This is a genomic window from Actinoplanes regularis (assembly GCF_900188005.1).
GTDB classification, from domain to species: domain Bacteria; phylum Actinomycetota; class Actinomycetes; order Mycobacteriales; family Micromonosporaceae; genus Actinoplanes; species Actinoplanes regularis.
This window is the reverse complement of sequence record NZ_FZNR01000031.1, coordinates 85,806-97,014: the sequence shown is the minus strand read 5'-3', so window position 1 is coordinate 97,014 and position 11,209 is coordinate 85,806. Positions and strand designations below refer to the sequence as shown.

The following is an 11,209-nucleotide window of genomic DNA, read 5'->3' as shown; positions in this document are numbered from 1 at the left end:
TGAAACGCCTGGTCAACCGCGAGATCCTGACCGAGACCCAGCCCGGCCTATTCACCCTCAGCCAGAAACGGACGTAACCTCACGGACCGGCCTCTGAGGCCAAGATCTGCGCGTGTCCTCAGATATGCCTCAGCGGTCCTCCACGATGAAGCAGGCGTCCAGTGCCGCTCAGTCATCAAGGCAGGCTGAGCCATTTTCATCGTGACGGTGCAGGTCACGGACAGTGCGGGAGGCCGGTGTCGACATAGGACGAGGCTCCCGGTAAGGCAGCAATCGATCAAGATCAGATGCCTCAACCGGGAGCCTCGCTGTGCTGTCTTACCCTGCCGCGATTCCGTTGTCCACCCGCAGCCTGAACCACCTCGCCGGCCTCATCCGATCCCGCCGTTACCAGCGGCGATCCCGATGGCGGCGCCTCGACCCCGGCTGGCAAGCCCTGCCAGCCCTTGCCTACCTGGCAACGGAGACACCCTGACCCGTCTGGCCTCCGGGTTCGAGATCGGCGTCACGATGGCCTGGCGCCACGTCCGAGGAGCCATCGACCTGCTCGCCGTTACCGCCGACGACCTGACCACGGCGATGAAGAGCATCCGCCTGCTGGCCTACGCCATCCTCGACGGCACCCAGGTCCCGATCGACCGGGTCGCCGACCAGAAGCCCTACTACTCTGGCAAACATCGCCGTCACGGCGTGAACGTGCAGGTCATCGCCGATCCGGCAGGCCGACTGATCTGGGCATCGGCTGCCCTGCCCGGCTCCGTCGATGGCCTGACCGCGGCTCGCACCCACACCATCATCGACACGCTGACCAACGCGAACGTGATGACCTTCGCCGACAAGGCATACCAAGGCGCCCGCGGCAGCATCCGGACCCCGTTCAAACGCCACCGCTACCGGCCGAAACTCTCCCGCTGGCAGAAGAAGGTCAACCGCGCCCACGCGAAGATTCGCGCCATCGGCGAACGCGCCAACGCCACCCTCAGGACCTGGAAAGTCCTGACCAGGCTGCGCTGCAGCCCGCACCGGGCGACCCGCATCGGGAAGGCCATCCTCGTCCTACATCACGACGCGAACCCGACCTACCGAGGATACGGATCAATGCCTCGCGACCGGACCTTGCGCATCTGGCGGCATCGCTTCCCCGATTCGCTCGAGTCGGACACCATCACGACTTTGCCGGGGCTCTGGTCCTACATCACGCCGAGAAACCCGACCTGCCGAGAATGAAAAGGCTCATTTTATCCGTATCCAGGAATCCGACTCGTAGACGTAGTGTCGATAGTCGCCGTCAGATGGTGCGGTTACGAACGGCTTTCCATTGTTAGCCACTCGGTACGTAAAGTCTTTTCCGGCAACGGCGATGTCAAGGTCGAGAAACCAAGAGCAGTAGCATTTTCTCGTGGTTGCCTGCATGTAGATCGTCTCCGGCTCATCCGGTTTGATCGTGATATTGAACGGTGCGGGAGTGGCGCCGCCGTAGCGGAACGACAGTTTCTTGGAATCTAGGTCGATGTCAAGGAAGGATGCGATCGTCTCAGCACCTTGCTTGCACTCCGCGATATCGCCACCTGGATTTGCCAATGAGGTGGCCACAAGACGGCCTCCTAGCACCTGGACGACGTCGGAGGTGAGGGCCGTGATATTAACCGCAAGATTCGTTGATTCCAAGTCCGCCGCATTGTTGTTCCGTGCCCAGGAGTGCCAAGCGTAGCAGGCGTCGCCCGGCTTATCGACGGTCGCGAGGCTTCCTGGCGGAAACAGGAAACTGTTCACTGTGTTGATCTGATCCTGCGGCGCGACATAGATCTCCGGGTCTGTCAGCACCTTAACCGAGAATGGTGAACCCGGAACAGAATTGGTCGGTCCGGTGGCCGGAGAAGGTGTTGTGCCTTGATCATCAGCGCTTGGAGTCATGATTATCAACACTGCTGATACCCCGCCGACGACCACGAACCCGACGACGCTGACGATCAAGGCAAGGTGCCCACCGGTCAACCCGATGTTGCCGCCGGCCTGATATGTCCGGCCCTTGCCAGCGGCTGCGGCGGCCTGGACCGGCCCGGAAGCATCGCCGGACGGCGCCGCCAGGTCGCTCTCGCTGTTGTCGACCATGACAAGTCCGATCTGGATGACGACCGCGACGGCGGTCAGCACGACGAGCCCAACGACCCAGCCGGTGGTGGGAGAGTCGGTAGCGACATTGGTGGCTACGCCCACTGCCACGCTGACGAGGACCGCACTCGCGCCGCCCGCTCCGCGCCACGCTCGCTTCGACATGAATGCCCTTCAACTGGAGTGCCCCTAGTACTGGACGAACTGTTGCCCATTCCACCGCCACGAGAGTTCTCGATGAATCGAAGGACCGCAGGAATGGCAGTCTTCCGGGCCGTAGTACATGACTCCGACCGTTAAGCCTCCATCTTTAATTGCCAGTTCGTCGGATGCGAAGTCGACACCTGGGTAGAGGGCATCCGGCAGCGGTTCGACCACGATTTGCGCCAGCCGGGTGGGGCCTTCGGCGAATACCAGTATTTCCCAGACCGCGAAGTTGCTGTTCGATGGGTGACATGCCAACACCACCGCGGCTTCAGGACGATCGTCGCCAGTCAGATCGCCCACAGCCGAGCTCTCCACCCAAAATTCCGACGGAGCAAATCCCGGATCTGCAGGTGGCACTTCACCCACCCCGTCGCGTATGGTCACCGAAAGCTGAGTCGCGCTCTCACCCGCACAGTCACTCTGATAGCTCGTGTTGCGCCAGTCCGTACTTGTCAACGTCAGTTCCATTTCCGGCCTCCACCATAGCCAGACGGTCGTTCCCGCGACTCCCAGAATGACTAAAACAGCCGATATCAGTATCAGCGGACGGATTCGACGCAACACTTCTCTTCCTCCGGCATGGAGCGTAGCGATATTCGGAATCCATCCCCGCGCGGAGGTAACCGAAATTGTACGACTACCCGCTGACTAGGTACGCCGCTTCGGAGTGGATGTCGGGCCAGTCACCCAATCGAGGATAATCGAAGGAAAGGCGCCGGAGATCGTTAGTGAGCTGCGGGTTACCACCTCGTTTCCCCGGCTCCTGGAGGTAGTGGCGCACGCTCATGCCATTATTAGTGCGAAGTCGGAAATAGAATTGTCGGCTAGGAACGACACAGCTTTCGCCCGAGTCATTTAGAAGTTGGCCGAAAGCGTGCAGACCGCGGGACCCACTGACTAAAGGGATATAACCGTGACGTAACAGCGCGCATTGGATGCTGCGATGCAATTGAATCGCTATCGGCTGCCGTTGAAATTGAGCCCGAAAGTGACTGAAGGGTTGCCAGCCAGCCGCCGTCCCGCCCGGTAATACCTGCCCCACCCCGCGGGCGTTGTCCGGTGTGGCTAACTCAATCGCGACGAATCATCTACGCAATTCTGATGTCGGTCAAGAATCCATACGTAGACATTCCCTTGGCCAGGCGCAGGGCTGAATACGGGAAGTAATTACATCCCAAATATAGGACTTACTGTATTGCTTAGCGAAGGCGGATATTCGCCAGGGGTCACCATTGTCGTCTACGGCGACAACTGTTCCATCTGATAATGTTACATCAATGACGAACGCACACCTGCACGATGCAGTGTACGTCGATACTTCAAATTCCACGCGTTCGTCACGCGCCAAAGTCACGTGCACGTCTGCGAAGAATCTCGTCGTTGAAAGCGGTTTCCCCGGCTGGTCGAGTATTGATCTGGCCGACAAATCTCTGGAGTCGAGATCAAATCCCATCTTTACGTCATCCTCGACCCCCTCTCCTTCGATCGCCACGATGGTGCCAGAAAGTGGGGCGAGACGTGAGGTAACGCGCGCCTTCATGCCGACGATATCCACAGGCACCGAGCGCTGGCCAACAAGTGTAAACCCTTCATGCGCTACAACGATTGATGGGCTACCCCCGAGCGGGACGCCCACCAGAGTTTTGTCGTCGACAGGCGCAAATCGGTCGGGGTGTTCGGGGTCAACAGGAGTGCCGGCGATCTCAAGAATATGGCTACTTGAGATGGAATATTCGACGCCACCATCGTTGGATCCTTCGACCCGAAAGGGTGCGACGATTCGGTCGTGAGCCAGTTCATCGGCGTGGGTGGCGCGCTGAACTCGGACCTCTTGTCTCCCCGAGACGACATAGGTGCAATAAGTCCCAGCAACGCCGCCAAGTAGGGCCAGCGTCACCGCGCCAGCGACCTTCTTGGACGTGGCGATGCCTTGCCTAGGCCTGCTGGCGTCGCTGCGGAGTCGGCCGCGATTCGGCTGGCCGGGTCTTTTCTTGCGATTCTTGGCCATGGCTGCCTCTGGGACCGATCGAACCTAGCGCCTGCCCGGTGGGATCAATGCATAGCAGGCCAAGTGCAGGTCTTTCGGTTAACTATACAAGCCGTGCCCCGCCAACTTGACAAACTTCGGAATTTCGCCGGTCGGTATCTGGCACGGCACGGAGGACGCCAACGTTCCGGCGGAACCCGCCGACTGGCTGCTCGCCCACATTCCACGCGCAAGGTCACATGTACACCGGTCGGTATCTGCCTGGTCCGGACGTGTCTAAGAGGGCGTCTGATTCACGTAGTTTGTGTGTTATGCGGTTTTAGCCGTATCGCCAGGTTGGGGTGGTTTCGCCGGTGGCTCGCCGGGTGAGGTTGTCGATCATGGCGATGCGGATCATGGTGGCGGACGTGGTGGGCAGGGTTTTGTAGTCGCGTACCAGGCAGCGGTGGTGCATGAGCCAGCCGATCGTGCGTTCGACAACCCATCGCCGCTTGATCACCGTAGAGCCCTGACCTGCGGATCCTTGGTGACGATCTCGACGTCGACACCGAGAGTGGCGCCGTGTTCGACGACCTTCTTGCGAAACCCGGTATCGACCCAGGCCTCGTCAGGGTTGGGTATATCCGAGTGGCGTGGTCGAGTAGGTCGATGCCGATCGTGTTGTCGCTGGTGGAAGCGGCGGTAACGATGACGGCGAGTAGCAGGCCGAGGGTGTCGGTGATGACGCCGCATTTGCGACCGGCGATCTTCTTACCGGCGTCGATGCCCTGGGTGGCGGTCGGGACGTTGGTGGACGTCTTCGCGCTTTGGCTGTCCATGATGGATGCCGATGGGCTGGCTCTGCGACCGGATTTGTTGCGTACCAATCCGTTCAGGTCGTAGTTGAGGTCGGTGAACGCGTCGGGGTAGCTGTCTCCAGCTGTCCCCAACTGTCCCCCTGGCCCCGTAGGTTGGCGGCGGTACCAGGCCCGACGACCCCCCGCATACCGAAGAGGTCGGTCGTGAAGGCCGGAAAGCCAGCGGATATCGATCTACCTGCTACTTGTGCTCGGTACCCTTGCCGCCGCCGTTTGCCGCCGCCGCCGATACTTGACGAATGACCGGCGAACATGATGATCGAAAGTCCCGGGCTCTTGCTGCTCGTGCCGCTGCGGGAGCAGTCGGTGCCGCTGCTGGGTTGGCGGGACCGGGTGGGGCTCTAGCCGGTGCGGCACTGACCCCTGTACTCGAACGTGCCTTCGCATATCTGGACAAGCGGTTCTTCCAGCAGCGAATGGTCAACGCCGCCGAGACGCTCGCTGACGCGGCTCAGGCGGCCGGCGTCGAGGAGGACGGGTTCGAGATGTTCATCGAAAAGCTCGCCCGCGATGAACAACATCAAGAACTCTTGGTACGGGTGCTGAGCGCAGCGCAGGACAGCGCGATGCGCGACAAGCGGCGAGCCCTCGGCCGCGTCTTGGCCAACGCAGCCGATGAGACCGGGACCAAGGTCGACAGCGAACTCGCTGACGCCCGTGTCATCGCCGATCTTGACGCTGTCCATGTCCGCGTCCTGCGAATCATGAGCGAGGCACCACGACACCTTGCCGAGTACGCCACCGCTCACGGCGTCGACCCGCAAAGTGCTCGGCGCTGGTATCCCTACAGCATCGCGGCCGCTGATTCCGGTCTGGCGGATGCCGCGCCGGGAGCCCTTTTGGTCTTGGAACGACACAGCCTGATCACGAAGATCAGCGAGAACCACACACCCCACGGAGGCTGGGAACCTGAGTACGAGATCACGGGGTACGGCGACCACTTTGTCCGGCTACTGGCCACACCCGAGGCTGCAGCAGACTAATACGCTCGGCCAACGACTGGGCTTCAGGCGGTCGTCAGAAGCGCCGGGCGCGAAAGAGACTGCACGAGTGCTGCGCTGTCATGCCGGGCGATGCCGCTCCTCGGCAGGGCAAGGTAGTGGCTCTTATGCAGGCGGTGCGAAGCGATCGATGAGGTAGCGGGCGGCGGCGGTCAGCGCATGTGTGCGGAAGTAAGCCTCGCCGATGGGCGATGCGCCCGGGTGCGGACCGTTGGTCTGCACGATCTTCCACAAACCACGGATATATAGGCCGCCATCATCAGCGGGAAGATGCCCGTTGTCCACCAGGAAGGTGATCGCTCGGCCACCCGCGCCCTGACTGGTGCGGCTGAATCCCTGCTGCACGGCCAGGTAAGCGACGACTTCCTCAAACATCGCACGCAGTTGGCCGTTGGCCGCTTCGTGTCGCCCGTCCGTCAGGCTGTCCACAGCTTGCCGGTAGTGATTGTGGGCCACGGCCATCCCGAGGCGTTGAAGATCCACTTCGAGCGCGGAAACCGACTCTCCCAACGGAATATGAGGCTCGTCTAGCGGTAGAAGCCGGGCCTCACCGTCAGCACGGCGAAGATCGAAACCTCCGGATCGCGTCGCTTCACGCAGCCGGCCAAACTGATCCTCGTCGCACCGTTCCGCGACGAGGACAATCAGTTCCATGACGCCCTTGGCGACGTCTGAGTCCTTTCCGGCTGCCTTAACCGCCCCAGTGAGCGTGGTCGCGATCAGTTCGGTCTTGGCGTAGCGCTGGGAGCCGGAACGCGGCGGCGGCACGAAGAGTCCGAGTCCACACTCGAGGAACCGCAACTCCAGGTCGGAGCTGGTGAACATCGATGCGTACTTTCCAGCAAGCCCAGCCGCCCGCGCCAAGGTGAACGTCACAGATACATACTCACACAGCAGGAGCATCCGCAGGACGATCCAGTCAGGGATTCGTTATCCGTTGATTCGCGCGGCCGGCAGTGGTGAGCGGGCTTCGGAGCCGGGCCTTGCTCCTGTTAGCGCCGCGCCCATACGCTGGCGCAGTCGATCGGCGCACCTGCTCCAGCACCTTGCGCTCCTGACCGCCTCCGTTTAGCCCGCCGCCACATTGCCCACGAAGAACTGCCTCCCTATCATCGTTGGGGTGTCTGTTGATGAAAAATTCAACTTCCCGGACAATGTCGTGGCCATAGCTTTGGACACCAACTCCATGCCGCGCGGGCTACTAGACCTGAGCAAGATTGAAGACCTCGTAAATATTATCGAAGAGCAAGAGCGCGACATAGCGGTATGGATACTTGAGCCCGTCCTATGGGAGTGGGCCGAGCACCTACGCGACTCGATCTCTCGAACAGTCGAACCGTTCGAGAATTCGTTGGCCGCCGCACGACGGGTCGGGCTCGACGTACCCAACTGGCCAGGACTACCAAGCGGCGCAACAGAAATCGAGCATTTAGTAAAAGTCCTTTCCGACTCCCTCGAAGGGGCTGGCGCGGAGATAGTGCGCCTTGCTACTCACCCCCTGGCCGCCGTGCAGGGAATTCGAGATCAAATTCTTCAGACGGGAGCCGCGCGTCGGAAAACAGATTCGGGTGGAAATCAGAAGATTCTTGGCGGCTCACGGGTCAAGACGGGTGCAGCCGACTCCGCTTCATTCAACCTATTGGAGCAGCGGGCGTCTACGCAATTAAGAAATGTTGTTCTTGTCTCCGCCGATCGTGACGCAGTCGTCCACTTCAAAGGACGCGAGTCGCCGATCATGGCGAAAGACTTATGGCAGACGCGAAGAGGTCTGCTAACTTTGACTCCCGGAAGCGAACTTGCACTCAACGAGTTCTTAGGAAAGATATATGACCAACTTCCGGAAATCGATCAGGCGGCGCTTCGTCTGGTGCCGACTGACGACTACGGCAACTTGGTCCGCGCGAGCGGCTGGGATCTAGACCGATACCTGAACACCAAAACCTTTGTGACACAGATTGATTCTGTGGACGAGGTTTGGCGACATCGAGACGTCGCGCTCTTACGCATCAGCCTCGGTGCAGTTGAGGGTGTCTATCGTCATCGAGGGGACCTGGTGGGACACAGGCCGACTCGAAAATGACTTCGCTCCGGCTTACGATGTCGCCGCGACCGCCGAGGTGTATGGAGATAAGGATTCGTCCGAGTGGGTTCTGCATGTTGAGCATTTCTACTTGCACAGCATAAGGGGGTAGACGGTAAAAGCCCGGCCCGGTGAGACCCAAGGTGATGTACGCGACGCACTCATCGACAAATCAGCGCATGTGAATTGTTGCTGGTTTCAGTGCATGGAAATGTGTACGTGGTTGGTGTGCCAGCCGCCCGGGTCGTTGCCGCCCCACGGGTTGTCGTAGGCGTGCCAGCCACGGCCGTCGTCGGTCCAGATCATGCGATACCAGATGACGTACATAATCCCGAGCCGGTCGGCGTTAGCGACAGCCCACGCCGCCATCGCGGCGCCTCGGGCTTTCGCGGCGCCGTGGGCCTCCTCGCCAGGGGTCATCATGAAGTCGCAGGCCCGGCCCAAGGGGTGCTCGCCCTTGTCTCGGTCATCCCAGCAGCCCGGCTTGGGCCAGCCGGCGGTGGTAGCTTGCTGGACGAAGTGGAACGTGCGTGGGGTGAGGCAGCCGGTGCCGGTCGTCGGGTCGGGAACGATGGAGCAGGTCTCTTCGGGCCAGGAGCCGTCGGGGTTACGGGGTGCCGGTTCAGCGCTGCCGAACGGCATGTTTGAGCAGTCGAGCGCGATCTCACCGGTCCCGTACCGGTCGACGAGCGCGATGGCGTCGTTGGTCCACTTCGCGTACGCGCCGGGGTAGGCCGAGCCCTGGACGGCTTGGGCTGCCTCGGTAAGCGGCATCCTCTGCCAGCCGGGGATGGTCTTGAGCTTGTCGTAGAACTTGCCTGCCTGGTAAGCGGGGTCCGCCAGTTGTTCAGGGGTTCCCCACCCCTGGCTCGGGCGCTGCTGGAAGACACCGATGGAGTCGTGGTCGTTGGCGTCGCCGAGGTACGGCAGGTTCCGCAGCCCTGATTCCTGCATCGCTACCGCAAGCGCGATGGTCTGCCCCCAACTGCCGACGCCTTTGGTGACCCCGACCTCGATGATGGTCACAGTGATGTTGAGTTGGTCGGTGTCCCACTGCCCGGTGCCCGCCGGTTGCCCGGAGGCGTCGATGCTGGGCGCGACGGCAGGACTGCACGCACCGGAGCCGCCGCCCATCACGGCGGACATCAACAGCATGGGCAACCCGAAGCACGCGAAGATGACGACCACGACGATGCCGACGATGGCTTTGGTCATGAAATGTTGGCCCTTCGGTGAAGCAAAAAGGCCGGGCTTCGCCCGGATACCGCGGCCGGCCAGGGCAAGAACTGGGGTTTGATCAGAGGCGATGAGCCAGGAGCACAGTCCCTCGTTCGTGTCGCGGAGCAGGTCGGTGATCCGGTCGCTGGCCTCGAACAGCGGGTGCCCGGGGTTGACCCGGGTGGCGCTGCGCCAGTCCCAGTGACCTGGTTCCAGGCCGGGCACGAACCAGAGCACGTCGTCGGTGTCGAGGAACAGCGCGCCGTTGATCTGCGGGGCGAACAGAGTCATGGGTTGGCTGGCGCAGATGGTCAGGCAGCGGCAGCCCGGATAGTTGTAGGCCCAGCGCTGTTGGCCGCGGTGGACGGGGCAACGGCAGTCGCAGGCTCGATCGTAGGCAGAACGAGGAGTTCGGTACATAGCTGTCTCCCTTGGTGGTGAAACACGAAAAGACCCGTGGGCCGCCCACGTGGGCGGCCCACCTTGAGCGGCTGGGATCAGACGGGGGCGTTCGCGAGCAGGTACGCGGACGCGCGTAGTAGGTGCTCGATGACCACGCTGGCGTGGTAGAGGTCGTGTCGGGTGTCGACCTCTCCGGCGTTCTCCCAGTCCCAGGTGCCATTGGTCAGGGCCGGGACCTGCCAGAGGTCACCGCGCTGGTCGAGAAAGAACGCGTAGCCCCAGCGATCGGCGAGCAGCGTTAGGGGTTGGGTGGCGCAGGTGATGGTGCACGCACAGCCGGGCTCGTCGTAGGTGACGCGGGCCTGCCGGTCGTGCACGGGGCATCGGCAGTCGCACTGGCGCTGCCATGCCTGCAGGTAGTGGGGCATCGTGGCTCCGTTGGGTGTCGAGGGGTCGTCAGGTGGAGGGCGGGATGATGCTGGTGACGCCGGGGCCGAGGAGCTTGTCGTGCTGGACGGCGCGGGTTTCCTCGGCGGTGAGCTGGTAGGCCGGCAGTTGGGGTACGCCTTCGCGCCAGGCGTGGTAGAGCCGGTGGACTCCGTCGATCAGCAGCGCGGCGGGCGGATGGACGCCGATGCAGATCCGGCCGAGGAGCACGGGTTTGGTCAGGTCGGTGCTCATCGCGTAAAGCCGGTCGACGGCGTCCGAGGTGGGGCCGATGAGGTTGGCCGCCGTCCGGTGCGGGTCGTCGAGCTGGGTGAGGCCGTACGCGGTGGCCCAGGCCGTGACCGGGAGAGAAACGGTGTCGCGGGGCGCGGCGGCGATCAGCGCTTGGGCGGCGTCGATGGAGAAGACCCACGGCCCGAAGTGGAACCACTGTTCCTGGCGGCCGGTCATCGCTCACCTCGGGGCACGGTGACGTGGGCGTAGATGCGGACGCATTGAAGGATCAGCGCGTGGGACGGCAGCTGTAGGAGGCGCTGCCGCCGGTCATCGCGTAGGCGGTCCCAGATGGTGACGGTGACGCTGGCCGACCACAGGTCGATCAGAACGCCGTCGACCTTGGCGTGCTGGCGCTCGGCGACGATGCGTCGGAGCGTGTCGATGAGGGTCGCGTCGCCGATCGGGTGGTTGGCGTCGTCGGGGCGGGCCGCCTCCTCGTACTGGGTGAGGCAGTCCTCGCAGGTGTGGGGTCGGGGCGGATCTTCGGTCTCCCAGCGGCGGACCTTGTCGGCGGGGATTCCGCAGACAGATTGGCGTGGATCGCGGGGATGCAGCAGGTGAGGGGTTATCGGGATCATCGGCTCGTGTCCGTTCATGTGCGAGCCGGGGCACGTTGGCCCGC

At 62.3% G+C, this 11,209-nt stretch carries 10 protein-coding genes and 2 pseudogenes; 3 read left to right on the top strand and 9 right to left on the bottom strand.

Translation table 11 applies throughout. The features are described from left to right. Positions 1 to 310: 310 nt before the first annotated feature. Positions 311 to 1,065, top strand: a pseudogene (locus CHC09_RS41485) (transposase family protein); the annotation flags it as partial. A 168-nt stretch (positions 1,066 to 1,233) separates the two neighbouring features. Here CHC09_RS41485 and CHC09_RS45900 read toward each other — a convergent pair. The 4 genes and pseudogenes from CHC09_RS45900 to CHC09_RS41480 all read right to left on the bottom strand — a co-directional run. Continuing rightward, on the bottom strand, positions 1,234 to 2,277 hold the full coding sequence (locus CHC09_RS45900) for a hypothetical protein (protein WP_143232881.1): 1,044 nt from the start codon (positions 2,275 to 2,277) through the stop codon (positions 1,234 to 1,236). A 24-nt stretch (positions 2,278 to 2,301) separates the two neighbouring features. Beyond that, positions 2,302 to 2,787 (bottom strand): zinc-binding metallopeptidase family protein, encoded by a 486-nt coding sequence (locus CHC09_RS45895; RefSeq protein ID WP_143232880.1) that lies wholly within the window; start codon positions 2,785 to 2,787, stop codon positions 2,302 to 2,304. 640 nt (positions 2,788 to 3,427) lie between these two features. Further along, the gene (locus CHC09_RS45890; RefSeq protein WP_143232879.1) at positions 3,428 to 4,327 is read right to left on the bottom strand and encodes a hypothetical protein; all 900 of its coding nucleotides are present in this window, start codon (positions 4,325 to 4,327) and stop codon (positions 3,428 to 3,430) included. 298 nt (positions 4,328 to 4,625) lie between these two features. Continuing rightward, a pseudogene (locus CHC09_RS41480) lies at positions 4,626 to 5,202 on the bottom strand (transposase); the annotation flags it as partial. Between the two features lie 200 nt (positions 5,203 to 5,402). Here CHC09_RS41480 and CHC09_RS45885 point away from each other — a divergent pair. Then, positions 5,403 to 6,146 carry a hypothetical protein gene (locus tag CHC09_RS45885; protein WP_143232878.1) on the top strand — a complete coding sequence of 248 codons (744 nt, stop codon included), beginning with the start codon at positions 5,403 to 5,405 and terminating at the stop codon, positions 6,144 to 6,146. Between the two features lie 123 nt (positions 6,147 to 6,269). On the opposite strand, the gene CHC09_RS41470 is transcribed toward CHC09_RS45885, so the two are convergent. After that, positions 6,270 to 7,040, bottom strand: a complete 771-nt coding sequence (locus CHC09_RS41470) for a hypothetical protein (protein WP_143232877.1) — start codon at positions 7,038 to 7,040, stop codon at positions 6,270 to 6,272. Positions 7,041 to 7,284: 244 nt separating this feature from the next. Between CHC09_RS41470 and CHC09_RS45880 the strand changes: the two genes are divergently transcribed. After that, the gene (locus CHC09_RS45880; protein ID WP_143232876.1) at positions 7,285 to 8,244 is read left to right on the top strand and encodes a hypothetical protein; all 960 of its coding nucleotides are present in this window, start codon (positions 7,285 to 7,287) and stop codon (positions 8,242 to 8,244) included. 198 nt (positions 8,245 to 8,442) lie between these two features. On the opposite strand, the gene CHC09_RS48190 is transcribed toward CHC09_RS45880, so the two are convergent. From CHC09_RS48190 to CHC09_RS41445, 4 genes are all read right to left on the bottom strand, one after another. Next, a complete protein-coding gene (locus CHC09_RS48190) occupies positions 8,443 to 9,753 on the bottom strand; it encodes a VldE C-terminal domain-containing protein (protein ID WP_275407969.1) in 1,311 nt (436 codons plus the stop codon). 206 nt (positions 9,754 to 9,959) lie between these two features. After that, positions 9,960 to 10,292 carry a hypothetical protein gene (locus tag CHC09_RS41455; protein ID WP_143232875.1) on the bottom strand — a complete coding sequence of 111 codons (333 nt, stop codon included), beginning with the start codon at positions 10,290 to 10,292 and terminating at the stop codon, positions 9,960 to 9,962. Positions 10,293 to 10,320: 28 nt separating this feature from the next. After that, complete coding sequence (locus tag CHC09_RS41450) at positions 10,321 to 10,761, bottom strand: hypothetical protein (protein WP_089298747.1); 441 nt, start codon at positions 10,759 to 10,761, stop codon at positions 10,321 to 10,323. Beyond that, positions 10,758 to 11,165: a hypothetical protein gene (locus CHC09_RS41445; protein WP_239138861.1), complete on the bottom strand. Its 408-nt coding sequence runs from the start codon at positions 11,163 to 11,165 to the stop codon at positions 10,758 to 10,760. The genes CHC09_RS41450 and CHC09_RS41445 overlap by 4 nt, the downstream gene beginning before the upstream one ends. Between the last annotated feature and the right edge of the window lie 44 nt (positions 11,166 to 11,209).